Origin of the sequence: Fretibacterium sp. OH1220_COT-178, from assembly GCF_003860125.1 — a bacterium.
In the GTDB taxonomy this organism is placed as follows: domain Bacteria; phylum Synergistota; class Synergistia; order Synergistales; family Aminobacteriaceae; genus CAJPSE01.
The window spans coordinates 1-24,153 of the sequence record NZ_RQYL01000008.1 but is presented as its reverse complement, the minus strand read 5'-3'; the positions used below and the strand labels follow the sequence as shown (position 1 = coordinate 24,153).

20 protein-coding genes and 1 riboswitch are annotated in these 24,153 nt (G+C 66.4%); of the genes, 16 read left to right on the top strand and 4 right to left on the bottom strand.

Annotated elements, in window-relative coordinates; genetic code table 11:
• Positions 1 to 4: 4 nt before the first annotated feature.
• The 4 genes from dapD (at position 5) to lptB (ending at position 3,757) form a co-directional block, all read left to right on the top strand.
• Positions 5 to 703, top strand: a complete 699-nt coding sequence (dapD, locus tag EII26_RS04865; RefSeq protein WP_124888086.1) for a 2,3,4,5-tetrahydropyridine-2,6-dicarboxylate N-acetyltransferase — start codon at positions 5 to 7, stop codon at positions 701 to 703.
• A 21-nt stretch (positions 704 to 724) separates the two neighbouring features.
• A complete protein-coding gene (locus EII26_RS04860) occupies positions 725 to 1,993 on the top strand; it encodes an aspartate kinase (protein ID WP_233572612.1) in 1,269 nt (422 codons plus the stop codon).
• A 91-nt stretch (positions 1,994 to 2,084) separates the two neighbouring features.
• A complete protein-coding gene (locus EII26_RS04855) occupies positions 2,085 to 2,963 on the top strand; it encodes a hypothetical protein (protein WP_124888026.1) in 879 nt (292 codons plus the stop codon).
• Positions 2,960 to 3,757, top strand: coding sequence for an LPS export ABC transporter ATP-binding protein (gene lptB / locus EII26_RS04850; protein ID WP_124888025.1), 798 nt, complete (start codon positions 2,960 to 2,962; stop codon positions 3,755 to 3,757). The genes EII26_RS04855 and lptB overlap by 4 nt, the downstream gene beginning before the upstream one ends.
• A gap of 30 nt (positions 3,758 to 3,787) precedes the next feature.
• Here the strand turns inward: lptB and dprA are convergent, their stop codons facing one another.
• The 4 genes from dprA to EII26_RS04830 form a co-directional block, all read right to left on the bottom strand.
• Positions 3,788 to 4,891 (bottom strand): DNA-processing protein DprA, encoded by a 1,104-nt coding sequence (dprA, locus tag EII26_RS04845; protein WP_158612163.1) that lies wholly within the window; start codon positions 4,889 to 4,891, stop codon positions 3,788 to 3,790.
• Positions 4,892 to 4,914: 23 nt separating this feature from the next.
• A complete protein-coding gene (locus EII26_RS04840) occupies positions 4,915 to 5,805 on the bottom strand; it encodes a thiamine pyrophosphate-dependent enzyme (RefSeq protein ID WP_124888023.1) in 891 nt (296 codons plus the stop codon).
• Positions 5,802 to 7,574: a 2-oxoacid:acceptor oxidoreductase subunit alpha gene (locus EII26_RS04835; protein WP_124888022.1), complete on the bottom strand. Its 1,773-nt coding sequence runs from the start codon at positions 7,572 to 7,574 to the stop codon at positions 5,802 to 5,804. The genes EII26_RS04840 and EII26_RS04835 overlap by 4 nt, the downstream gene beginning before the upstream one ends.
• 266 nt (positions 7,575 to 7,840) lie before the next feature.
• Entirely contained in the window at positions 7,841 to 9,331 is a 1,491-nt protein-coding gene (locus EII26_RS04830) for an L-lactate permease (RefSeq protein ID WP_124888021.1), read from the bottom strand.
• A gap of 627 nt (positions 9,332 to 9,958) precedes the next feature.
• Here EII26_RS04830 and hrcA point away from each other — a divergent pair.
• The 12 genes from hrcA (at position 9,959) to cbiD (ending at position 24,044) form a co-directional block, all read left to right on the top strand.
• A complete protein-coding gene (gene hrcA / locus EII26_RS04825; protein ID WP_124888020.1) occupies positions 9,959 to 10,972 on the top strand; it encodes a heat-inducible transcriptional repressor HrcA in 1,014 nt (337 codons plus the stop codon).
• Between the two features lie 102 nt (positions 10,973 to 11,074).
• Entirely contained in the window at positions 11,075 to 11,713 is a 639-nt protein-coding gene (locus EII26_RS04820; RefSeq protein WP_124888019.1) for a nucleotide exchange factor GrpE, read from the top strand.
• Between the two features lie 115 nt (positions 11,714 to 11,828).
• Positions 11,829 to 13,661, top strand: coding sequence for a molecular chaperone DnaK (dnaK, locus tag EII26_RS04815; protein ID WP_124888018.1), 1,833 nt, complete (start codon positions 11,829 to 11,831; stop codon positions 13,659 to 13,661).
• Between the two features lie 120 nt (positions 13,662 to 13,781).
• Positions 13,782 to 14,912 carry a molecular chaperone DnaJ gene (gene dnaJ, locus EII26_RS04810; protein ID WP_124888017.1) on the top strand — a complete coding sequence of 377 codons (1,131 nt, stop codon included), beginning with the start codon at positions 13,782 to 13,784 and terminating at the stop codon, positions 14,910 to 14,912.
• A 377-nt stretch (positions 14,913 to 15,289) separates the two neighbouring features.
• Positions 15,290 to 17,698, top strand: a complete 2,409-nt coding sequence (locus EII26_RS04805) for a flagellin N-terminal helical domain-containing protein (protein WP_342447299.1) — start codon at positions 15,290 to 15,292, stop codon at positions 17,696 to 17,698.
• Positions 17,699 to 17,821: 123 nt separating this feature from the next.
• Complete coding sequence (locus EII26_RS04800; protein ID WP_124888016.1) at positions 17,822 to 18,205, top strand: flagellar protein FlaG; 384 nt, start codon at positions 17,822 to 17,824, stop codon at positions 18,203 to 18,205.
• A gap of 86 nt (positions 18,206 to 18,291) precedes the next feature.
• The gene (locus tag EII26_RS04795) at positions 18,292 to 19,302 is read left to right on the top strand and encodes an Rpn family recombination-promoting nuclease/putative transposase (RefSeq protein ID WP_158612161.1); all 1,011 of its coding nucleotides are present in this window, start codon (positions 18,292 to 18,294) and stop codon (positions 19,300 to 19,302) included.
• Positions 19,303 to 19,397: 95 nt separating this feature from the next.
• Positions 19,398 to 19,596: riboswitch (cobalamin riboswitch) on the top strand.
• A 126-nt stretch (positions 19,597 to 19,722) separates the two neighbouring features.
• Positions 19,723 to 20,565, top strand: a complete 843-nt coding sequence (locus tag EII26_RS04790; RefSeq protein ID WP_124888014.1) for a sirohydrochlorin cobaltochelatase — start codon at positions 19,723 to 19,725, stop codon at positions 20,563 to 20,565.
• 84 nt (positions 20,566 to 20,649) lie between these two features.
• Entirely contained in the window at positions 20,650 to 21,339 is a 690-nt protein-coding gene (locus EII26_RS04785) for a precorrin-2 C(20)-methyltransferase (protein WP_124888013.1), read from the top strand.
• Between the two features lie 25 nt (positions 21,340 to 21,364).
• Complete coding sequence (locus EII26_RS04780) at positions 21,365 to 22,255, top strand: hypothetical protein (RefSeq protein WP_124888012.1); 891 nt, start codon at positions 21,365 to 21,367, stop codon at positions 22,253 to 22,255.
• Positions 22,256 to 22,297: 42 nt separating this feature from the next.
• The gene (locus tag EII26_RS04775) at positions 22,298 to 22,909 is read left to right on the top strand and encodes a precorrin-8X methylmutase (protein WP_124888011.1); all 612 of its coding nucleotides are present in this window, start codon (positions 22,298 to 22,300) and stop codon (positions 22,907 to 22,909) included.
• A gap of 7 nt (positions 22,910 to 22,916) precedes the next feature.
• Positions 22,917 to 24,044 (top strand): cobalt-precorrin-5B (C(1))-methyltransferase CbiD, encoded by a 1,128-nt coding sequence (gene cbiD, locus EII26_RS04770; protein ID WP_124888010.1) that lies wholly within the window; start codon positions 22,917 to 22,919, stop codon positions 24,042 to 24,044.
• Positions 24,045 to 24,153 lie beyond the last annotated feature (109 nt).

Genomic DNA, 24,153 nt, shown 5'->3' with positions numbered 1-24,153 from the left:
GGATATGAGCACCGAGGAGATCATTCGCCTCATCAAGGAGTCCAGGAAGACCACGCCCGTGCGGGCCTGGGTGTCGGGCGACCTGAAGGGGCTGGACTGGGGCGAGCTCAAGTTCGTCGGGAGCGCGGAGTTCGGCGTGCTGTTCGGCGACCATGGGGCGGTCCGCGAGCGGCTGGAACGCCACGGGGCCCGTGTGACGGCCAGCGAGGTGGAGGTTCTGGCCCGGAATTCCGCCGTCCCTCTGACGGACCTGACCCGGTACGAGGCGCGCATCGAGCCGGGGGCGATCATCCGTGACCGGGTCGCGATCGGCAAGGGGGCCGTGGTCATGATGGGCGCCGTCATCAACATCGGTGCCGTGATCGGCGAGGGGACGATGATCGACATGAACTGCGTGCTGGGCGGACGGGCGCGCATCGGAGCCCGGTGCCATATCGGCGCCGGGGCGGTGGTCGCCGGCGTCGTCGAGCCGGCCTCGGCCGTACCGGTGACGATCGGGGACGACGTGCTGGTGGGGGCGAATGCCGTCATCCTGGAGGGGGTCCAGGTCGGCTCGGGCGCGGTGGTGGCGGCAGGGGCGATCGTCACCCGCGACGTCCCAGCCGGGGCGGTGGTCGCCGGGTCCCCGGCCAAGGTGATCAAAATGGTGGACGACAGGACCGCCTCAAAGACCCAGATCGTCGAGGACCTGAGAAAACTGTAGGCAAAGGGGGTGCCGATGACAATGAGGGACATCGAAGGGCGCGTGTCGGGATCCGCCGTACCGGGACTGGTGGTTCAGAAGTACGGCGGCTCGTCCGTGGCCACGACCGAGAAGATCCGCGGCGTCGCCCGGAAGATCAAGGACCGTGCCGCTGCGGGGGAAAAACTGGCCGTCGTGGTCTCCGCAATGGGAAAGACGACGGATGGCCTGATCGCCCTGGCCCGGGAGGTCGCGCCGAACCCCTCCGCCCGGGAGATGGACATGCTCCTGACGACGGGCGAGCAGATCTCCGCGGCCCTGCTGTCCATGGCATTGAACGGGTTGGGCGTTCCCGCCATCTCCCACAACGCCTTTCAATTGGGGATCGTCACGTCGGGCAACTACAGCAACGCGCGCATCCAGGACATCGATCTCTCCCAGCTCAAGAGGGATCTGGAACGCTGCGATGTGGTGGTGATCACGGGGTTTCAGGGCGTGACGCCCGAGGGGGAGCTGACGACCCTGGGGCGTGGGGGATCGGACACGTCCGCCGTGGCGATCGCGGCCAAGGCGGGGGCGCGCTGCGAGATCTACAGCGACGTGCCGGGCATCTTCACCTGCGACCCCAACAAGGTGCCGGGCGCGCGCAAGCTGGACTGCATCACCTACGACGAGATGCTGGAGCTGGCGGCCCTGGGGGCCAAGGTCCTCCACATGAGGGCCGTCGAGCTGGCGCAGAGGTACGGGGTGGAGCTGTATTGCGCCTCGACTTTTTCGGACGAAAGGGGTACCCGCGTGGTCAAGGAATTGCCGGAGTGGATGGAACACCCTGCGGTGACGGGCGTCACCGTGACGCGCAGCCAGACGAAGTTCGTCGTCAAAAGGATCCCCGGAAATGGAGACGTCATCTCCGGGCTTTTTCAGGCCCTGGCCGCCCGCGGGGCGACCATCGACATGATCTCGATGGTCCGGGACGAGGGGCTTTCGTTTCTCACCTTCACGGTCCTGGACGGCGATACCGACCGGATCGTCAAGGCCATCTCCGACTACATGGAAGAGCATGGGCTGAAGGGCTGGGAGGTCGAGCCCGGCGTGCCCGTGGCCAAGGTCTCGGCCGTGGGAAACGGGATGAACGCCTCCACGGGCGTCGCCGGACGTCTCTTCGCCGCACTGCGGTCCCGCAACATCTCCATCCTGGGCATCTCGACGTCGGAGATCAACATCTCCGTCCTGGTCGAGGGGACCAGTGCCGATGCTGCGGTGGAGGTCCTGGCGCGGGAGTTCGCCCTGACCGACCCGAGGGCCTCCTGACCCCTCCCGTGCGCCGGGCCGCTCCTGCCTTCGGCCCCTGGGTTATAATGGGCGCACATATCCCGCGATCGGACGGGAGGAGGTTGGAGCGGTGCGACGTGCGGTTTTTCTGTCGGCGTTGCTGATGGTGTTGATTGTTGTGTGGGGAGGGACGAGGGGCGAGGCCTCGGACACGGCGAACCTTCCGGACAAGGCGAGCCTCTCCGCCAATCGGATGCGGTTCGACTCCGGGACGGGGGACTTTCTGGCGACGGGAAACGTCGTCATCGTAGCGGACGGGCTGACCGTGACGGCGCCCCGGGGAACCGGAAACGTCGAACGGCGTGAGGTGCTGTTCGACGAGGGGGTCACGGCCTCCGGAGACTGGCAGGGCGACCGGATAGACCTGCGGGCCGGAAGCATGGAGCTTTCCTTCGGGGAACCGCCCTCATGCAAAATGGTCAAGGGGGTCCGGGGCGGTGTGGGGACGATAACGCTGGATGCGGACCGCGTGACCCTCATCGGGCGCGGGGGGGTGTCCCCCTCCGGCGAGGACCGCCAGACGAAGGTGTGGCTGGTGAACGCCCGGCGCGTGGAGGACCGCTCGATGGGCATTGCCTTCGGTGCGGGGGCGATGGAGGGGCTGATTCGCGACGGCGTCCTGGTGTCCATGACGGCCAAGTCCAAGGTCTGGATCGAGGGGCGGCCGAACCGCACCGGCGATGCGGTGAGCCTGAACGGCGACAGGGCGATCTACTCCGAGGAACGGGGCAGCGTCGTCCTGAGCGGCAACGTCCGGGCGGTCCAGAAGGGGCGGACCCTGACCTCGGACTCCCTCGTCTATTTCCCCGAGCAGAACCGAGTGGAGGCGCTGGGCGGCATCGTGAGCCAGTCGGGGGTCGCCAGTGCGGACCGGGCGACGATCACCATCGAGATCCCGCGCGCCTCCGGGGCGCCGGCCTCGGGCGACAAAAAGGGCGGCAGGCGATGAGTGCGAAAAAGGGGAAGGGCAGGCCCGCCCCCTCCTCCGTTCCGGAGTCGGGGGCGACGGACGGCACCGAAGGAAGGAAGCCCCTCCGGCTGGCGGCCCGTGGGCTCCGCAAGGGGTACGGAGGGCGCCTCGTCGTGGCCGATGTCGACATCGAGGTCGGTCCGGGGGAGGTGGTCGGCCTTCTGGGGCCCAATGGAGCGGGCAAGACGACCTCGTTCTACATGATCGTGGGGCTCGTCAAGCCGGACGCCGGAAGCGTGTTCATCGGGGATCGGGATGTCACCGGGCTGCCCGTCTACGCCCGGGCCCGGGCGGGGATCGGCTATCTGCCGCAGGAGTCCTCGGTGTTCCGCAGCCTGACGGTGCGCGAGAACATCGACCTGGTCTGGGAGGAGCTGGGACGTCCGTCGGAGGACGCCACGGACCGCCTGCTCGAGCAGTTCGGCATCGCGCACATCGCCGATACCCGCGGCTATGCCCTCTCGGGCGGCGAGCGCCGCCGCGTGGAGATCGCCCGCGCCCTGACGCTGCGACCGCGCTTCGTTTTGCTGGACGAGCCCTTCAGCGGCATCGACCCCATCGCGGTGAGCGACATCCAGGCGATGATCCACACGCTGAGGGAACAGGGCTACGGCGTGCTTATCACCGACCACAACGTCCGCGAGACCCTCTCCATCACCGACCGGACCTATCTGATCCACGACGGAAAAATCTTCCTGAACGGCTCCCCCGAGGAGGTCGCCCAAGACCCCATGGCGCGCAAGTTCTACCTGGGCGACAACTTCTCCTGGTGAGGGGGGCGGAAAAAGCGGCTTCTCCTGGGCTCACGCCCCTGCGGAGTAGCGGCCCGGCCCGGCCGGAACCGCCAGCCCGGCCGCGGAAAGCGTCATCAGACAGCCCTGGAGCGTCGCCAGATCCAGGCCGCTCTCGGCCATCAGCTCGTCGGTCGTCCGACCGCCCTGCCGCTGCAGGAGCGCGAGGACGATCTTTTCGTCCGTGGAGAGCTCGGGGGCGGCGTTCGGCACGCTCTCCCCGAGGTCCAGCATCAGTTGGCCGTACCGGCCCGAGATGTTCTGGACGAACTCCTCGACGTCGATCAGGGGCTCCGCGCCGTCGCGCAGCAGGCGGTTGGTCCCCTTGGAGACCGTCTCCGTGATCCGGCCAGGGACGCACCAGACCTCCCGTCCGATGTCGAGCGCCAGGCGGGCGGTGATCATGGCGCCGCCGTCCTCCGGGGACTCCACCACGACCACGCGGCCCGCCATGCCCACGATGATGCGGTTGCGCTCGGGGAAGCGCCAGGGATCCCCGCCCGTGTCCATCGGGTACTCGGACACCAGGGCCCCGCGCTCGGCGATGCGGGCGAAGAGGTCGCGGTGCTCCGAGGGGTAGACGCGGTTCACGGCCGTGCCCAAAATGGCGACGGTGCGGCCGTTCTCCGCCAGGCATCCGATGTGTCCCGCGGCGTCGACCCCGCGGGCCCCGCCGCTGACCACGAGATAGCCGGATCGCGCGAGGGCTCGTCCCAGGGCCTCGCCCACCGACTTCGCGTACGGACTGCATTTCCGGGTCCCGACCACCGCTACGGATGGCGTGTGCGCGAAATCGAAGGCCCCCCTGACGTAGAGTCCTATCGGCGGCTGCGGAAGGTCCTTCAGCCTTGGGGGATAGCCCTCGTCGTCGATCGTCAGAAAACGGGCGCCCGCGGCCTTCGTCCGCTCCAGTTCCCGGTCCGCCCAGTCCCGATCCCGCAGAAGCTCCTCCAGCCTGGCCCGGACGGCCGGACGAAGCTCCAGGCGTCCCAAGAGCGCCTCGCCGCCGGTCTCGAGCGCATCGGGCCCGTATCGATCCCGCAGGGCCTCGAAAGCGCTCAGGGGGGCGCGGGCGGCGCCGAGCAGCAGAGCGGCCCTGAGCAGGGGATGATTCATGCTCCGTCCCCCGGGGGGACGCCTCATCCCTGCATTGCCTTCAGGAACTCGCGTACGGCCGCCGTGGGCGCCTCCCGGCCGAACAGGGGCGTCCCGTCCCCGCTCCGCCACGGCGCCAGCCCCTCCTCGAAGGTGGGGCGGCCCGGGCCCTCGTAAAGGACGCCCAGGGGCCACGGCTCCGACTGAAAGGCCAGGCGGTTGGCCTCCGCGAGATCCGAGGCGTCCCGGTTCCGGTCCAGCTCCACGGTGTTGGCCGCGAACCACTGCCACGTGTTGAGCTTGTTGAACGAGACGCAGGGCTGAAAGATGTCGACCAGCGCGTAGCCCTTGTGGAGGATCGCCTTTTTGATGAGCTCCTTGGTCAGATCCGGAGCCCCGGCGAAGCCGCGCGCCACGAAGGAGGCCCCGCAGGCCAGCGCCAGAGCCAGAGGATTCAGCGGGACGCTGTTCACGCCCTCCGGCTGCGTGGCGGTCCTCATGCCCAGCGGGCTGGTCGGCGAGGCCTGCCCCTTGGTCAGTCCGTAGATCATGTTGTTGCAGACGATGTGGGCGATGTTCGGGTTGCGGCGGGCCGTGTGGATGAAGTGGTTTCCGCCCTCGCCGTACATGTCGCCGTCCCCGCCCACCGCGATGACCGTCAGGTTCGGATTCGCGGCCCGCACACCGGTCGCCGCGGGGAGGGCACGGCCGTGGAGCCCGTTGAAGAAATGCGCCGTTAGGTAGTGGGGCATCTTGGCCGCCTGGCCGATCCCGGAGACCACCGCCACCCCGGTAGGGTCGAGGCCCAGCTCCGTGAGGGCGGCCTTGAGGCATTCCAGGATCTTGTAGTCCCCGCACCCAGGGCACCAGGAGATCTCGCCGTGGTAATCGAAGGGTGTCCCGCCCGTTTTCGCTCCGTTCCGCTGCGCGTTCATCGTCCCGCCCCCTTCTGCGAATGACGGCCCAGGAGCTCTCCCAGGCGCCCGGTCAGCTCCTCCACCGAGAAGGGCTGCCCGTCGTACTTCAAGACCGTGTCGGTGGCCGCGAATCCCGTCTCCAGATGGACCAGGCGGGCGAACTGGCCGGCGGCGTTGTTCTCGACGAAGATGCGCCGTTCGGCGCTCCGCATCAGGGCGTCCATCTCGCGGGAAAGCGGGTAGACCTGCTCGCAGCAGACCAGTGCCGCATCGTCCGGGTCGAGGACGGCGAACGCCTCCTTCAGGGGCTCCGCCAAGGAGCCCCAGCAGACGACCAGGATCTTGGCTCCGCGGGGGCCGACGACCGTCGGGGGCATCGCCTCGTCCCTCATCCGCTCCAGCTTGGCCATGCGCTTGTCGTTCATGCGGACGCGCAGGGCGAAGTCCTCGGTGATGTGCGCGTCCTCCGTGTGCTCGTGGCTGTCGAACCCCACCAGCCCTTCACCGTGGCCGGGGACGCCCCGGGGGGACAGGGGACTGTCCGAGAGGGCGTAGCGCGCGTAGCCGGCCGCTGTCCTCACGGGACCCTCCGGCTGGGGAAGCACTCCCGGGTCCGGCGGCGCGAGGTCGTAGGCGCTGTCCAGGAAATGCTGGTCGGTCAGCAGAATGACGGGGGTCTGGAACTTCGCGGCGATGGCGAAGGCCCGCGCGGCGATCTCAGGAGCGCTCTCGGCGGAGCCGGGCGCGAGGAGCGCGCGGGGGAAGTCTCCGTGTCCCGCGTAGAGCGCCAGGTTCAGATCGGCCTGCTCCGTGCGCGTCGCCATGCCCGTCGCGGGGCCCGGACGCTGGGCCAGGTGGACCACCACGGGCGTCTCCGTGATGCCCGCGAGGCTGAGCCCCTCTCCCATCAGGGCAAAGCCGCCGCCCGAGGTGGAGACCAAGGTGCGTGCTCCGGCATAGGAGGCTCCGATCGCCATGTTGATGGCGGCGATCTCGTCCTCGGCCTGTTCGACGGCGCAGTCGAACAGCCCTGCGTTCTTGGAGAAGAAGCTGAAGAGCGCCGTGCCCGGGGACATCGGGTAGGCGGAGACGAAATTGCAGCCCGCGGCGGCGCAGCCCACGGCGACGGACAGGTTCCCGCTCATGAGCATGCGCGCCGACGAGGCGGACGAGGGCGGGTTGAGGGCAAACCTGGGGTGCGCGTCGCGGAGTTCGACCCCCAGCGCGTGCCCCCTGCGAAAGGCCTCCTTGTTGCGTGCCGCCACCTCGGCGACCTTGAAGCGCGCCTCGTACAGGGGATCGGCGGACTCCGGGAGCAGGCCCAGGACCCCGGCGACGAGGCCGCCCACGAGCGTCGCCTCATAGATGGCGCCGCCCAGCTCCTTGGCTTTGGCGGCCAGGGGAAGGTCGACGAGGGAGGCCCCCGTCTCCCGGAGCTTCGCGGCGTCGGCCTCCAGACGCGCGAGGTCTGCCACGACGGTCGTCTCGGGCGTCACCCGGCTCAGGACGTTCGGGCGCACTCCCTCCGCGAGCACGAAGAGCAGGTCGATGCGTTCGCTCCATGCCCGGACCGGCCGGGTGGAGACGCGGATGCTCGTGGAGTTGTTGCCGCCCCGGACGCGGGACATGTACTCGCGCGTCGAAAAAAGATGGTAGCCCGCGTCCGTCAGCAGCTGGCACAGCATGTCCTCCATGGTCTGAAGGCCCTGTCCGGCCGCCGCGCAGAGGCGGAGGCAGAAGTCCCGGCGGCTTTCGCCGTTCCTCGTCTTCTCGTTCGTCACTGGCATTCGCTCCTTCGGCGATAAAGTCTGCGGTCCTTTGCTTCAATGCTTCCGCAATCGGAGGCCTGCGCCGGGGCAGGGAGCTGCGTGCCCCGGCCCCGGCCCCGGCACAAGCCGTTTTCGTGATGCCGGAGCTTTATTATCCAATATCTGCCGTGCTTTTTCAAAAGGGGAAATCGTGAGCCGACCACTCCCCGATTCCTTTCGTCGGCGATTTTCCGGGCGTGTCCTCGTTTTGGGGGCAGTCCCCCGGGCGACGGACCGGAGCGGGGCTAGACCGGGAACAGGACGTAGGTGTAGAGCATCGCCAGCAGACCGAGGAAGACCCACAGGAGAATCGAGGGCATCAGGGTCTTGCGGATGACCTCCCCCTCGCGCCCCAGGATGGAGACGCAGGCGCAGACGGCCACGACGTTGTTCGGGCAGATCATGTTCCCGATCGCGCCGCCCGTGTTCTGTGCGGCCACGAGCGTCACGGGGTTGAGCCCCAGGTTTTTGGCGGCCTCGATGTGCAGGGGGTTGAACATCAAGTTGGAGCCGAGGTTGGTCCCGGTGATGAACCCCCCGATCTGGCCGATGAGGACCGCCGCCACGGGATAGAGGGCCCCCGCGGCCGCGCTTAGGGTTTTGGCCAGGGCGCTGACCTGTCCGGAGAGCTTCATGCAGTTGACCATCGCCAGCAGGAAGCCCATGGCCAGGAGGGCGGGGATGACCTTCCTGAAGGAGTCCCGCATCGCCTCGACGAGGTAAGAGGCGTGGCGGAAGATGAGGGAGGCCAGGACGGCGCTGACCAGGATGACGCATCCCACCCAGACCGTGTATCCGCCGCCGAAGGCGATCAGATGCGGCAGCGGCACGGAGAGCCGCACGCTCACCAGCAGCGTGCACAGGATGAAGTAGGGGGACAGGGAGAAGAGGAGGGAACCCGAGGCCTGCGCGTCCTGTTTTTCGGAGTGCTCCAGCCGGTATCGCTCCGGGATGGAAAGGGGGTCCTCGCGGCGCAGGGTGAGGTAGGCGCTGTAGAGTAGGGTCCCCACGAAACCGCCCAGCAGGCTGGTCAGCTCGGTGATCTGGATGAGCACATTGCTGATGGTGAAGTTGACGACGCCCATGAGGAGCCCCATCGCCAGGATCTCCCGCCAAATCCCCCTGAGCGCTCTGCGGCCGAACACGAAGGCGATCATCAGGATGGGCAAAAGCACGTACTCGAAGCAGGCCATGCGCCCGGTCATCGCGGAGGCCTGGACGAAGTCCACGAACTTGCCCGCGCCCACGACGGTGGTGACCCCCGCCCCGCCCCAGCTGACGGGCGCGGAATTGCCGATCAGGCAGGCGGCGGCAGCGACCACGGGGTTCATGCCCAACCCGACCAGAAAGGGCGCCGCCAGGGCGGCGGGGGACCCGGCGCCCGCCGCGCCCTCCAAGAAGGTTCCGAAGGGGATGGCGAGCAGCAGCACCATCAGCCGCTTGTCGGACGTCACGCCGGCCAGCCCGTTGCGGATCCGGTCCATGGCGCCGGCCTTCAGCATCACCTGAAGCATGGTGAATGCGGCGAAGATGATCCATACGATCCTCAGTCCGTCGGCGATGCCGGACACGCTGGTCTCGAAGAGCGCCGCGGCGGGGCTTGAGAAGAAAAATACGCCGCTGACGAAGGCGATCAGCCAGCAGGCGGGGGCCATGACCTTGGAGGGCAGGTCGAAACCGGCCATGCCGATCAGGATGGCTGCGATGGGCAGCAGGGCGAGAGAGAAGTGGAGCATGATGTCACATCCTTGTCTTGTGAGGTTTGGATGAAGCGAAGATGCGGGAAAAGCGTGCAAAAATGCGGAACGGCCCTCCTTGATGTTCGGGATTTGTATGATGAAAAGAGGACGGACCCCGGCGAATCGGGGTCCGTCCTCTCGAGATTTCCTGCTCAATGGAGCATCAACTCATCGTCGGAGGTCCGGACCACGATTCGTGAGGATGAGAATGAGGGCGAGGAGCGACGATGCAAAACGACGGGTCCGGGACATGAGCTTCTCCTTTCCGGGCCTGAAGCGGAGGCCCACGAATGCAATGATTCGGACGACGAGTCGATTTTTGTTGAATGTTGCGGCGTATTCTAGCAGTGAAGCAGGAGGGTGTCAAATCTTTTTTCGGTGCGGCAAGCGGCTTTTCCCTCCACGGTCCGGCTCCGCTCCATAAAATGCCTACAAAGGAATCCGTAATTTTACATTCTTTGACTTGTCTTGACATTTGGGGGTTCCCTTGCTAATCTTGAGCACGTGATCGTGGTGTTGTCACTCTATGAAAGAGAGTGCTAATTGCTTTGAATGACGTGCGATGGAATTGAGCGGATTGATATAGAGGCAGATGCGAGAACGCCGGGGCGGAGGTGAGGGGCGGTGACGGAGAGGCAGCTGGGGATCATCCTCGCGGTGGTTTACGAGTACATCAAGACGGGGGAGCCCGCCGGGTCGCGGACCATCACGAAGAAGTACATCCGGGGACTGAGCCCCGCCACGATACGCAACGAGATGGCGGACCTCGAGGAGATGGGGTACTTTTACCAGCCCCACACCTCCTCCGGCCGCCTGCCGACGGCCAAGGCCTATCGGGTCTACGTGGACTCCGTCACGGCCCGGGCCCGGAGCCGGCCCCAGGAGGCCGAGACCTGGCACAGGGAGCTTGCTGGACGCCGAAGCGGCATCGAGGGGTTGCTGACCTATGTCACGCACCTCCTGTCCCGGCTGACGAGCTGTGTGGCGGTGGCCGCGGTTCCGGGGCTCGACGACGCCGAGATCTGGCACATCGATCTGGTGCCGCTCGGGGGAACGCACATCCTGGCTCTGATCGTCCTGAAGGGCGGTCTGGTGCACCATTCGCAGTTCGATCTTCCCTGCGAGGTCGAGCCCGGACTTCTGGAGGAGCTGAGCCGCCGCATCAACACCGTGGCTTCGGGCCGGTCCTGGAGCGAGGTGCGCGACGTGCTGTTTCAGTACGTGCAGGGGGGGCTCGAGGATGCCGAGGCGGCCTGCCGTGCGGCCATCCGGGAGCTGGACGACTTCCTGACCGTTCAGAACTACCGTTTTTTCAGCAGCGGGGCCAAGCACATCCTGAACCTTCCCCACTTCCAGACCCTGTCGCGCCTTCAGGCGGTCCTGGCGCTTCTGGAGCAGGAGAAGCCCCTGGCTCACATGATCGAGAAGTGCCGCAAAAGCGCGGCGCTGAACGTCTCGATCGGCGAGGAGAACGAGGCGGAGGGCATGCAGGAGAACTCCATGATCCTCATCCCCGCGCGGCTGCGCCAGCAAAAGGCGGTTTTGGGGCTTATCGGCCCTTTGAGGATGGACTACGAGCGCTCCATCTCCGTCCTCGAGTCCGTGGCGGACGCCCTGGACGAGGAGGCGGAGGACTGAGCGCCGTCCTGGGCTTCGCGGTGTCGCAGATGGCGATGGAGCACAGAACGATGGGCTTTTGTACGTTCGAGAGAAGGGGAGCCCGGGTGGGGAGATGATGACATGGACGATATGAAGGACGACCGCGTCAGAGGGGGGGGCAACCCCTGCGAAAACGATGAGGGGAGCTCGTCGGAGTGCCTGGGGCCCGAGGGGCCCGTGAAGGAGTACGTGATCGAGGACGGCATTCTGAAGGAGGACGGGGGGCTCGATTTTGGGCCGGAGGCGGAGACCGTCCCCCCGGCGGAGGACGACGAGGCCTCCGCGGCGCAGAAGCGCATTGCGGAGCTGGAGGGCGATCTGGCTGCGGCACGGGCGGACCTCTACAACTACCGGCAGCGGGTGGCGCGGGAGCGCCAGCAGGCCCGGCGGCTGATCGTGGACGACACCATCGAGAATCTGCTGCCCGTCCTGGACAACCTCGACCGGGCCCTGGCCGTCCCGGAGGAGGGCAGCGCCAAGGACGTCCTGGTCGGCGTGCGCATGGTGAGGCGCCAGTTCCTCTCGGCCCTCGAGGAGATGGGGGTCAAGCCCATTCCGGCCGAGGGGGCCGCGTTCGATCCTGCGATCCACGAGGCGGTGGAGACGGTCGCCGTGGAGGACCCCGAACAGGACGGGGTGGTCCAGTCCGAGCTGCTCTGCGGCTATCGAAGCGGCGAGCGCGTGCTTCGGGCTTCCCGCGTCACGGTCGGCAAGGCCTGATCCCGGCGCCCCTCCGCGCCGCGGGCCGGAGGGATGGCGGCAGGCTTGTGGAAACGTCAAAACAGATACAAATACATAAAAGACAAAATTTGAAGCACATACAGGGGGAAAGACCATGAGCAAAGTTGTGGGTATCGATCTTGGAACGACGAACAGCTGCATTGCGGTGCAGGAGGGCGACCAGACGACGATCATCGCCAACGCCGAGGGCATGAGGACGACCCCGTCCGTCGTGGCCTTCACGAAGGACGGAGAGCGTCTGGTGGGCCAGCTGGCCAAGCGCCAGGCCATCGTCAATGCGGATCACACCATCATGTCGATCAAGCGCGAGATGGGGACGGACTACCGCGTGGACATCGACGGCAAGAAGTACACGCCGCAGGAGATCTCCGCGATGATCCTGCAGAAGCTGAAGCGCGACGCGGAGGATTACCTCGGCGAGCCGGTGACCCAGGCGGTCATCACGGTTCCGGCCTACTTCACGGACGCTCAGCGCCAGGCGACGAAGGATGCGGGCTCCATCGCGGGGCTCGAGGTGCTGCGCATCATCAACGAGCCGACGGCCGCCTGCCTCGCCTACGGCGAGAACAAGAAGGAGGAGCACAAGATCCTGGTGTTCGACCTTGGCGGCGGAACGTTCGACGTCTCGATCCTGGACGTGGGGGAGGGCGTTTTCGAGGTCCTGGCGACGGCGGGCGACAACCGGCTGGGCGGCGACGACTGGGACAACCGCATCGTCGAATGGATGATTGCGGAGTTCAAGAAAAGCGAGGGCATCGAGCTGAAGAACGACCGCATGGCGATGCAGCGCCTGCGCGAGGCGGCCGAGAAGGCGAAGATCGAGCTCTCCTCGATGACGGAGACCACGATCTCCCTGCCCTTCATCACGGCGAACCAGAGCGGCCCCAAGCATCTGGAGATGAAGCTGAGCCGGGCGAAGTTCGAGGAGATGACCGCGGACCTGATGGACCGCACGATCATCCCGGCGAAGCGCGCCATCGAGGATTCCGGCCTCAAGACGAGCGAGATCGACAAGATCCTGCTGGTCGGCGGCTCGACCCGCATGCCGATGGTGCAGAAGAAGATCGTCGAGCTGATGGGCAAGGAGCCCACGAAGGGCATCAACCCGGACGAGTGCGTCGCGGCCGGTGCCGCCATTCAGGGGGCGATCCTGAAGGGCGACCACAAGGACATCGTCCTGGTGGACGTGACCCCGCTCTCCCTGGGCCTTGAGACCCTGGGCGGCGTGTTCACCAAGGTCATCGAGCGCAACACGGCCATCCCGGTCTCCAAGAGCCAGGTGTTCACGACGGCCTCGAGCAACCAGACCCAGGTGGAGATTCTGGTGCTTCAGGGCGAGCGCTCCATGGCGGCGGATAACGTGAAGCTGGGACAGTTCGTGCTGGACGGCATTCCGCCCGCGCCGCGCGGCATCCCGCAGATCGAGGTGACCTTCAATATCGACGTCAACGGCATCCTGAACGTCTCCGCGAAGGACAAGGGGACGGGCAAGGCCCAGAAGATCACCATCCAGTCCTCGAACCTCTCCAAGGACGAGATCGAGCGTATGAAGAACGATGCCGAGGCCAACGCGGACGAGGACGCGAAGAGGCGCGAGGCCGCGGAGGTCCGCAACGAGGCCGACTCCGCCGTGTTCGCCGCGGAGAAGCTGCTGAACGACCTGGGCGACAAGATGACCGCGGAGGAGAAGGGCAAGGTGAACTCCAAGCTCGACGAGCTGAAGCGCGCCATCGAGGAGAACGACGGCGCCAGGATGAAGAGCGTCAAGGAGGAGCTGGAGAAGACGATACAGGAGTTCTCGACGCGCCTCTACCAGGGCCAGGACGCGGGGCAGGAGAGCGCGGGCGGCGCCTCCGGCGGACCGGCGGGCTCCTCCTCGGACGGGGAGACGGTGGACGCCGAGTTCAGCGATCAGGGACAGGTCTAGGCGGAGTTTGTGCCGACGGAATAGGCTATAATGAGCGAGGGACGGAAGGGACGATGTTGGACCTTCCGTCCCTTTGATGCGGGCCCGAGCGGGGCGCGAGTTTCTGTCGTATAACGGGGTGTGTCTATTTTGGAAGATCTGTATCAAATCCTGGGGGTGGCGCGCGACGCCTCTCCGGCGGAGATCAAGAAGGCCTACCGCCAGCTTGCGCGGCAGTACCACCCGGATGCGAACCCGGGGGACAAGGAGGCCGAGGAACGCTTCAAGAAGATCAACGCGGCGTATTCCGTGCTGAGCGACCCCGAAAAACGGGCGCGCTACGACCAGTTCGGCTCCGCCGACGGGTCGGATCCCTTCGGCGGCGGCTTCGGGGGGGACTTCGGCGATCTGTTCGGGGACCTGTTCTCGCAGGTCTTCGGCGGGGGGATGGGCCGTCGGCAGGCCGACCCCAACGCGCCGCGCCGCGGCGCCGACCTGGAGATGTCCCTGCGGGTCTCCCTGCTGGAGGCGGCGAACGGGGTGACCCACACCCTGGAGGTCCCGCGCTGGGAGACCTGCGGGACCTGCAGCGGGTCCGGGGCTAAGGCCGGCACGTCGCCGGAGACCTGCGCGACCTGCGGCGGGCGCGGACAGGTGGAGCAGGTGCAGCGCACCCTCTTCGGCCAGTTCGTCTCCGTGACCGTATGCCCCAACTGCCAGGGCCGGGGCAAGACCATCCGGGAGAAGTGCTCCGACTGCGGCGGGCGCGGTCAGGTGCGCCGCAAGCACAAGCTGGAGGTCAAGGTGCCCGCGGGGGTCGAGCGGGGGACCCGGCTGCGCATCACGGGTGCGGGGGAGGCCGGGGTCAACGGCGGCCCTCAGGGCGACCTGTTCCTGCTGATCGACGTGGAGCCGAGCAAGGATTTCGACCGGGACGGCGCGGACCTGCACACCCGCCTTCTTCTGACCTACCCTCAGGCGGTGCTGGGCGCGGAGGTGGAGCTGGCCACCCTGATCGACGGGGTGGAGAAGGTCGAGGTGCCCGCCGGGACCGCGCACGGCCAGGTGCTCAAGATCCGGGGCAAGGGCATGCCGCGCCTCCGGGGCCCGCGAGGGCGCGGGGACCTCTACGCCCACGTGCTGATCGACATTCCCTCCAGGCTCACCGACCGGCAGAGGGAGCTGATCACGGAGCTGGCGGGCGAGATGGAGACCCCGGTCGGGGCCGGGGAGCCCGGGTTCTTCGAGAAGTTCAAGAAGCTCTTCGACTAGGAGCGCGGGGGCCGGCGGCGTCCGGCCCCTCCCCATTGCGGAATCGGGCGCCCGCCGCGCTCCGCATCCTGGCGGGCACGGCGTGTGCGCCGGAGGACGGCGCGCCTTTTCGCGCCGTTATATTTTGCTCGGTCCCGCGCCGCCGTCCTTGACATTCCCGCCCCGAAGCGGTATAAGGTTGGCTGCAAAGGGGCGTTTTCTGCAGGGCGCCCGGTGGGGTCGTTCGTCCTTCGCGAGGGAGGGCGGTCCTTTGCGCAGGGCCCGAAAGGGCGTGTGTCCCCTTTGGGGGACGTCATATTGTCGCACCGGGCACGGACGCCCGGGCGGAATTTTGGGGGCAGGGAGCCCCCGGCCTACAACAAGGAGGTTGTACTGTTATGGCTATGGTTATCAATCACAACATCCCCGCGCTCATGTCCTACAATGCCGTCAGGGGCACCATGAACTCCCTTCAGAAGTCCATCCAGAAGCTCTCCACGGGCCTTCGCATCAACAGCGCCGCGGACGACGCGGCCGGCCTCGCGATCAGCGAGAAGATGCGCGCGCAGATCCGTGGCCTGGACCAGGCGGTGCGGAACAGCCAGGACGGCATCAGCATGATCCAGACGGCCGAGGGCGCGCTGAACGAGACGCACAGCATCCTGCAGCGCATGAGGGAGCTCTCGGTGCAGAGTGCCAACGACACGCTGACGCAGCAGGACCGCGGCTACATCCAGCTGGAGATCGACCAGCTGCGCGAGGAGATCACGCGCATCGGCAACACCACGCAGTTCAACAAGAAGAAGCTGCTGAACGGCGACGCGGCGGTGCTCTGGAGCAGCGACAACCTGAATACGAAGGCGATCGTGAACGGCGGGCTGCGTCAGGTCGACCAGTTCGGCCAGAAAAATGCCATCGAGGGCAACTACGAGATTAAGATCAAAGCCAAAGCAGGGCAGGGCGAGGTGCAGAAGAGCGACATTTTCAAGGTAAAGCATAAGGATGTGATAAACATCACGTCCCAGGATCCCTATCTTGAAAATGTCAAGACGTCCGGGCTCCAGACTAAGGGAGCTGGAGGCGCTAATGCAATTTATACAATTAAAGCGGCGGCAGCGGCGAATATTACTGGCAAGAGACTGGCGCATATAGGGACCCAAGCTCACTGGGATGACGCTGCCTTTACGGGGGATATAACGGCAGCGAACACCAAGGGCGGCAGTGCGGAGCTGGTGGTGACCCTTAAGGCTAAGCAGGGCGGTGGCGCGGCCGCTAAGGGGACCGCGACCTTTACCGTTAAAGGGCGTGTGACGATGGCTGACGGCTCCGCTGTCGAGATTGCCGAACAAACCGTTACTTTGGAGGCGGACGCTGTTGGAGCTGGTTGGGGTACCAACCTCACCGCTAAAGCACTGGTGGGAGATTTGGCGGGGCTGACTCTTGACGGAACGACGTTTTCGAATGCTGAGATGCAGGCGATGAATCTGGGCGACTCCGCAATCTTTCAGATAGGCAAGAACGAGGCGACGACCTCGACCGGAACTCCGGATGTCCAGTTGTCGGTTTCCGATCCAACTGCGACGGGGCCTCATCTCTATAACTTGGATGTCGCTAAAATCAGGGGTAAGGATATCACCCTGCAGCAGTATTATTTTGAGGACGGCAAGTTGCAGACGGGGAGCGTCACCCTCTCGTTCGCGGAGAAGAATGCAGCGAATGGTAATTTGGTTGTTGCCGACCTAAGCGGTAAGGATTTGGCGGTATTCGAAGCGATGAAGATCGGTGATGTCGCCAAAAAGGGCATCAAGTTGCGTGATCTGGACAAGTTCTGGGATGCCCAGGGTCGCTTCATGCTGACCGACCCCCAGACGATCACCATTACACAGGGTGACGGTAAACAGGCAAAGATTACTCTCTATGCCAATGACACGCTGGGTGATGTTGCAAAGAAATTGAGAGATGCCATCGGAAATAGCGAGGCTAAAGGCGGGCTTGGGCAGGCTCAATATCTTGCTGACCCTGAAGGGGCTGTCAACTTTGCAACTTTTGTCGAGGGGAACGAGCTGAATACGTCTGAGTCTGTGAACGGGACGTTCGTGATTCGTACGGTGATTCCAGGAACGACGGGACGTCTCAGTTTCGCGGGAGATGAGGATCTGATCAAGGCTTTTTCTCTCAACGTTATCCAAGAGGCGAGGGAAAGCGACTACACGGTGGATATCGCAAATGCCCACACTGGAGAGATAATTGTCTCTGGAGCCAAAACGACAGGCAATCGTTTGGTCGGTGTGTTGCACCCGAATATTGATGTGGAGTTTGATGCATTGACAGGAGTAACGGCAGCTTGGAGTGCAGCTGGCAAGAGGTTCTCGTATGTCAACAAAGAAGGCTCGACGATCCTTCACCTTGCGGACAACACGACGGTGTTCCAGATCGGCGCCAACGAGGGCGAGGATATGGGGATCAACATCGGCGACATGCGCGCTCATGCCCTGGGCCTGAACGAGGTCCTGGTCACCGACCGCGAGTCCGCGGCGCGCTCCATCACGGTGATCGACAACGCGCTGGACAAGGTGTCGACGCAGCGGGCCAAGCTGGGCGCCTACCAGAACCGCCTGGAGCATACCATCAACAACCTCACGGTGGCGGGCGAGAACCTGACGGCGGCCGAGAGCCGCATCCGCGACACGGACATGGCCAAGGAGATGATGAACTTCACCAAGCTCAACATCATGCTCCAGGCCGGCAACGCCATGCTGGCGCAGGCCAACCAGCTTCCGCAGCACGTCCTGAGCCTGATTCGTTAACCGTACACTCCGTCTTTGAGAGGGCTGTTTAGCGGCCCGTATCGACTTGAGGGAAAGGGGTTTTCGTTCCCTTTCCCTCTCCTCTCAAAGTTGCGGCAAGTTTGACGAAGGAAGGTGAGGGCTATGGAGGTTCGTTTGACTCCGGGCGGGGCGACGATTCCCGAGGCCCCACCCGCTGAGGGTCTGCCCCTGCGGCGTGCTTCGGGCGTCGAGCCCGGGGCGGCGGTGCCGCCCGAGTCCGCCGAGAACTCTCCGGACCCGCTGTTGGAGTTGGACAGGGAGGGGCTGAAGTCCCTCCTGAAGAGGACGGCCGATCTGGTCGAGAGCCTGACGCCGAGCAACCGGCACCTCAAGTACGAGGTGATCGACGAGGCGGGCATGGTCCAGATTCAGGTGATCGAGACCCTAGACGGAAACATCGTCCGCAAGATTCCCGCGGACGAGATCGTGAAGCTGGTCTCGCGGATCCGCGAGACGCTGAACGAGCGGCTGGACGTGGTCGTGTGATGCAAAGCCCTCCCTCCGGGGAGGGCGTTTTGCTATACTGTAGCCGAAGTTTTAAAGCGAATGGGGATCCGAAGCGAGGTGAGGCTGTGGGAAAGGGGCTTGGCAGCGGCTCGGATGGGAGCCTTTTGAAGCTGACGCGGGAGGAGCGGCGCGAGATGCTCCTTCTGGAGGAGCGGGGGGAGCTGCCGACCGAGATCGACCGCTCGACGGACCTGTTTTTCCGGTTCCTTCTGGGGCGCCCCTCTCGGACGCACCTTCTTCTGGATCTCGTCAACGCGATCTTCGAGACCCTGGGACATCCTCGGGTGAGGCGGTTGGAGCTTGCGGAGACGGAGCTTGCCCCGGAGGGCTGGAGGAGGAAGCACGCCCGTCTGGACCTCCGTGCGGTGGACGAGCATGGCCGGCATCTGAACATCGAGCTTCAGCGGGAGGGGCACGAACATTTTGTCCCGCGCTGCCTCTATTATTGGGGGAAGAGCTATGTGCGTCAGCTGGGCGCGGGGAGGAGCTACCACGACCTGAGGGCGACGGTTCTGATATCGCTGCTGGGTTTTCCCCTGTTTCCGGAGGAGCGTCCGGGGGTGTGGGACTTTGTCCTGACGAACCCGGTTACGCGGAAGGTCCTGACGTGGGATGAGCTGCTGGTTTATGTGGAGCTGAAGAAGTTCCGGGACGGCATCGATCGGATCCGGGAACGGATGAAGGCCGATCCGACGCACAAGCTGACGGACGAGGAGCGTTTGGCGGTCTGGAGCGGTTATATGAGCAACGATGGAATGGGGGTGAGTCTGATGCGCACGGCGTTGTCCGGGGACAAGGTTTTTGAAGAGGTGACGGCTGCGGAGCGGGAGTATTGGGGTACGCCGGAGTACCGTTATTATCAATTGCGGGCGCAGATGGACGAGCTGGACCGTCGGGCGATCGAGGAGACGCGGATCAAAAAGGCGGAGCAGCGGGGCATGGAGCAGGGCATGGCACAGGGCATGGCACAGGCCAAGCGGGAGACGGTGCGAAACCTTCTTCGGATGGGGGTGGATGTCCGTACGGCCGCCGAGGCGACGGGGCTCCCGATCGAGGAGATTGAGGGGTTGCGTTAGCTGGAGCCTGCCGTTGCTCGTGTCGCGGAGGCTCTTCCTTCGGGGAGGGCCTTCTGCCTTTGTCCAGCTGCCTTGCTTGCGTTGACAAGCCTGGGCTGGTGTGGTTGAATGGAAATCGTAATGGATGCCGAATATGTCCTTGCAGACTCGGGAAGCGGGTGCGACGCCCGCGCGGCCCCGCCACTGTAGCCCGGACGAATCCGCACGGAACACCCACTGGGGAGGCGCTCCCCGGGAAGGGGCGGAGGAGGAAGAGGGGAAGTCAGGATACCGCGTCTGCAGGCGAGAGGGAGATATTGTTTGCGTGGGCGAACTCCTTTGCAGATGACCGGTGCTGTGAAAGAGCGAGACACGACTCGGGTTCGTGTCTTTTTTTGTGCCCGCTGCGCCGCCGGTGCGTACGAAGGGGGTATATAAGCGATGAAATCCTCCGCTTCGCCTCACGGAAGGGCGAGGCCCGACAGGGCGGGCATCCTGGTCGTCTCGTTCGGTACCTCCGTGCCCGAGGCCCGCAGGGCCATCGACAACCTCGTCGACAGCGCCAAAGAGGCTTTTCCCGAGGCGCAGGTCCGCCTGGCCTTCACCTCCAACATCATCCGCAGAAAGATCGCCCGCGAGCAGAACGTCGGGATCCCGACGCCCGCCGAGGCCCTGGCCCGGATGCAGGACGAGGGGATCACCCGCGTCTGCGTGATGCCCACGCACATCATCCCCGGCGAGGAGTACGACGACATCCGGAGCGTCGTCGACGCCTTCGCCTCCATCCGGGGCAAGTACGGGTTCCGGAGGATCGCCCTGGGGTCCCCTTACCTCCACAGCGTGCCCGACTGCGACCGCATGGCCGAAATCCTGGCGGCCCGCTTCGGGCGCCGGCTGGAGGACGAGGGGACCGCGATCGTCCTGATGGGGCACGGCACGCCCACCCACAGTGCCAACGCCATGTACTGCCAGCTCCAGCTGGCCCTGGACCGGATCGCGGACGGCCGGTTCTTCATCGGCACGGTGGAGGCGGCGCCGACGATCGAGGACGTCGTCCGCGGCCTCAAAAAACACCCCTCCGTCGGGAGGTTGGTGCTCTCCCCGCTCATGATCGTCTCGGGCGACCACGCCAATAACGACATGGCGGGCCCGGATGACGACTCCTGGCTGCATCGGCTGAGGAGGGAGGGCTACGAGAATGTCGAGCCCCATCTTGTGGGGCTGGGCGAGGACCCGCGGATGGCGGAGGTCTTCGTGGAGCGCATCCGCGAGATGCTGCTCTGAGCCCTGCCGCCGAGCTCCGGCGGGGGCGGGACCGTAATGGTCCGGAACTTTGTTGGCCGGGATTTTTTCATAGGGAGTGATCGCTTGAAGCTGATCGTTGCGGGCGTAGGTCCGGGCGACCCGGATATGGTGACGGCGGGGGCGCTTCGCGCCCTCGACGAGGCGGATCTGGTGCTGATCCCGCACTCGCGGGACGGCAGGCCGAGCGTGGCTGCCGCCGCTCTGCGCGGGCATCTGAGGGAATCGGCCGCCGTTCCGGTGGTCTTTCCCATGGTGCGCGACGCCTCGGTGCGCGACGCCGCTCTGCGCGAGCGGCTGGAGGAGCTCCGCCCGCGATGGGAGAGGGCGGAGACCGTCGTGCTGCCGGTGATCGGGGACTCGGCCCTCTACGCCACCGGCGCGTACCTCTACGAGGTCTGGCGCGGGCTGGTCCCGGGTTTGGAGCTCCGCCTCGTGCCCGGGGTCTCGGCCCATTCCCTGGCCGCGTCCTGTGCCCGGAGGTTCCTGGCCCTGGGCGAGGACGTGCTCTGCGTCATCCCGGCTACGGCGGAGCCGGCGCGCATCGAGGCGGCCCTGAGGGCTGCGGACGCCGCCGCGCTCTACAAGCCCAGCGCGCTGGGGGAGGGGCTGAGGCCGTTGGTGCTGGGAGCGGGGCCCTGGCGGGAGACGGTCCGGGTCGACCGAGCCGGCCTGCCGGACGAGAGCGTCCTTTACGGCGATCCGGCCCTGGACCCTGCCGAGGAGTATTTGTCGGTGTTGCTGCTGTGGAGGTAGCGGCCCCCTCTCGGGGTGAGGGGTCATGGATTGGCGGGCGCTTCTTGTCGGCGAGCTCTGGCTGACGCTCGACATCCTCCTGGGACTGCTGATCGGGGACGTCGTCCTGAGGCTCGGGCTGGCGGATCGCCTGATGCGGAGGATGATGCCCTGGCTTCGCCGGCACGGGATCGGTCCGGTGCTGGGGCTCTCCCTGACCCTCAGCCTGGGTTCGGCCAAGACCGGCGCGGCGCTTCTGGCGTCCGCTCTGGACGAGGGGCGGATCGATCGCCGGACGGCCCTGTGGGGGACGCTGCTGCTGGCCTTCCCGGGGTACCTGCGCCGATGGCCCGCCACGCTGGTGCTCTCGGTGAGCATGGCGGGGCTGGCGGGCGGAATCTTCGCCCTGACCCTCATTTTGCGGAGCGCGGTCCGGTTCGTGATGGTCCTGGGCATCCTGCGGGCGCGGGAGACCGGCGCGCCGGAGCCGGAGGCCCCGCCCCCGGCGCGGCGCGGCGTCTCCGGGCTCTGGCGGAAGCTCCTGAAGACCCTGCCGCTGGCCTGGTTCTTTTACGCCGTCGCGTTCACGCTGGTCCCCTATGCGGAGGAGGCGCTCCGGAGCCGGTTCATGGGGGGGACCTTCCTGCCCCTTGCGGGTTGGACGGTGGCGGCGGCGTCCATCGCCCACGTCTCCGCGGCCCTGGCGCTCGCGGGCGGGAGCCTGGCGGCCGGGGAGCTCTCCGTCGCCCAGACGGTCTTTGCGCTGCTGCTGGGGAACGGGTTGGGGATCGTCACCCGCGCGCTTCGCCAGAATGCGGGCTACTATTTCGGCCTGTTCCCGGCGGGGCTGGCGCGGTCGATGCTGTTCTGGAACGTCGCGACGGTGGCTTTTTTGTCGTTGGCGAGCCTTCTGTTGGCCGCGCTGCCGCTGCTGTGACGTGCGTCGTTGAAAATTGCGGATGGGGAGGCGTTTGGCGGAATGAGACCGGAGGAGATCGAGCGGGCCAGTATGGCCGTCATCGAACGTGAGATGGGGGACTGGACGGGCCCCGAGGAGAACCTTCCCGTCCTCAAGCGGGTGATCCACACGACGGCGGACTTCGACTTCGTCCGGAACCTGGTCTTTTCGCCCGACGCCGTGAGGCTGGGGCGCGAGGCGCTGCGGCGGGGCGTCACGGTGGTCACCGACACGGCGATGGCGGCGTCGGGGATCTCCAAGCCCTCCGCCGCGCGCTGGAACGTACCGGTGGTCTGCCGAATGGCGGACCCCGACGTCCGGGACGAGGCGCTGCGCCGCGGGGTCACCCGCGCCGTGGTGAGCATGGAGCGGGCGGTTGAGGAGACCCCGGACGCGATCTTCGCCATCGGCAACGCCCCGACGGCCCTGATCCGCCTGTGCGAGCTGGTGCGGGAGGGCGCGGCCAGGCCCTCCCTGGTGATCGGCGTGCCGGTGGGGTTCGTCAACGTCGTGGAGTCCAAGGAGATTTTGGTGGGCACGGACGTGCCGCACATCGCGGCGATGGGCCGCAAGGGCGGATCGCCGGTGGCCTCGACCATCGTCAACGCGCTCCTCTACGGAATGGAGCCATAGGAGGGGCATGGCCGCGGGGGGCGCGAAGAAACTTCGGGAGGGTGTGACGACGGGCGCCTGTGCGGCCGCCGCCGCGAAGGCCGCCGTGCTGCGCCTTCTCACGGGGTCGTGCCCGGCTCAGGTGGAGGTGGAGGGCCCGACGGGCCGGAGGTTCCTGCTGGACATCCTGCCGCTTCCCGACGGCGGCTGCGGGGTGGTCAAGGACGCCGGGGACGACATCGACGCCACGCACGGCCTGACCGTCTGCGCCTCGGTCGAGCTTGGCGACGGCCCGGGGCCCGTGACCTTCGCGGCGGGGCCCGGGGTCGGGACGGTCACGCTGCCGGGTCTGAAGGTCCCTCCGGGCGAGCCCGCCATCAACCCCGCACCGCGCGGCATGATAGCCAACGCCGTGAGGGACGCCGCGGGCGAGCGCGCCGCGCGCGTCACGGTCTCGGTCCCCGGAGGCGAGACCGTGGCCAGGCGCACCTTCAACCCGCGGCTGGGCATTGAGGGCGGAATCTCGATCCTGGGCACGTCCGGGGTGGTGCGGCCCATGGACGAGGCCGCGATTCTGGAGTCCCTGACCCTGGAGCTCAGCATTCTGGCCTCGCTGGGCGTCCGGGACGTCGTGCTGACGTTCGGGACCACGGGCGAGGCCGCGCTCCGCAGGGCGTGGGGGATTGCGGGGCGATGCGTGATCCAGACGGGGAACTATCCCGGCCACGTGCTGGACGAGGCCGCGCGCATGAAGTTTCGGCGCTGCCTGTTCTGCGCGCATCCGGGCAAGCTCCTGAAGGTTGCGGCGGGGTCGTTCAACACGCACAACCGCGTCGCCGACGGCCGTCTGGAGGCGCTCTGCACCCAGGCCGCGCTGGCGGGCGCGGACCGGGCCGTCGTGCAGCGGCTCTACGGCTGCCGAACGACGGAGAACGCCATGGAGCTCCTGAGGGAGGAGCACCTGGATTTCCTCTGGGATCGGCTTGCGGAGGTCGTGGCCAGACGGTGCACCGACCGGTCCTTCGGCGATCTGCCGGTCGCGGCGGCCTTCATCGACAACGAGGGGACGATCCTGGGCCGCACTCCGGACGCGGAGGCCGTGGCCGAAAGCGCCGCCGGGTGGTGCGAACGAGGACGGGAGGCGGATGGCGGATGACGCACGAACTCTGGGTGGTGGGGGCCGGGCCGGGGGCTGCGGACCAGCTGACCCCCGCGGCGGCGGCGGTGCTGGCGCGGGCCGGCTGCGTCGTGGCAGCCGCCCGGCA

What these genes read in the sequence shown, in the direction of transcription:
- EII26_RS04780 (WP_124888012.1), top strand. Translation starts at nt 21,365, where the DNA reads ATGGATTGGCGGGCGCTTCTTGTCGGCGAGCTCTGGCTGACGCTCGAC.
- dprA (WP_158612163.1), bottom strand. Translation starts at nt 4,891, where the DNA reads ATGAATCATCCCCTGCTCAGGGCCGCTCTGCTGCTCGGCGCCGCCCGC.
- EII26_RS04860 (WP_233572612.1), top strand. Translation starts at nt 725, where the DNA reads ATGAGGGACATCGAAGGGCGCGTGTCGGGATCCGCCGTACCGGGACTG.
- EII26_RS04820 (WP_124888019.1), top strand. Translation starts at nt 11,075, where the DNA reads ATGGACGATATGAAGGACGACCGCGTCAGAGGGGGGGGCAACCCCTGC.
- EII26_RS04800 (WP_124888016.1), top strand. Translation starts at nt 17,822, where the DNA reads ATGGAGGTTCGTTTGACTCCGGGCGGGGCGACGATTCCCGAGGCCCCA.
- lptB (WP_124888025.1), top strand. Translation starts at nt 2,960, where the DNA reads ATGAGTGCGAAAAAGGGGAAGGGCAGGCCCGCCCCCTCCTCCGTTCCG.
- cbiD (WP_124888010.1), top strand. Translation starts at nt 22,917, where the DNA reads ATGGCCGCGGGGGGCGCGAAGAAACTTCGGGAGGGTGTGACGACGGGC.
- EII26_RS04805 (WP_342447299.1), top strand. Translation starts at nt 15,290, where the DNA reads ATGGCTATGGTTATCAATCACAACATCCCCGCGCTCATGTCCTACAAT.
- dapD (WP_124888086.1), top strand. Translation starts at nt 5, where the DNA reads ATGAGCACCGAGGAGATCATTCGCCTCATCAAGGAGTCCAGGAAGACC.
- dnaK (WP_124888018.1), top strand. Translation starts at nt 11,829, where the DNA reads ATGAGCAAAGTTGTGGGTATCGATCTTGGAACGACGAACAGCTGCATT.
- EII26_RS04790 (WP_124888014.1), top strand. Translation starts at nt 19,723, where the DNA reads ATGAAATCCTCCGCTTCGCCTCACGGAAGGGCGAGGCCCGACAGGGCG.
- EII26_RS04775 (WP_124888011.1), top strand. Translation starts at nt 22,298, where the DNA reads ATGAGACCGGAGGAGATCGAGCGGGCCAGTATGGCCGTCATCGAACGT.
- EII26_RS04840 (WP_124888023.1), bottom strand. Translation starts at nt 5,805, where the DNA reads ATGAACGCGCAGCGGAACGGAGCGAAAACGGGCGGGACACCCTTCGAT.
- EII26_RS04830 (WP_124888021.1), bottom strand. Translation starts at nt 9,331, where the DNA reads ATGCTCCACTTCTCTCTCGCCCTGCTGCCCATCGCAGCCATCCTGATC.
- EII26_RS04835 (WP_124888022.1), bottom strand. Translation starts at nt 7,574, where the DNA reads ATGCCAGTGACGAACGAGAAGACGAGGAACGGCGAAAGCCGCCGGGAC.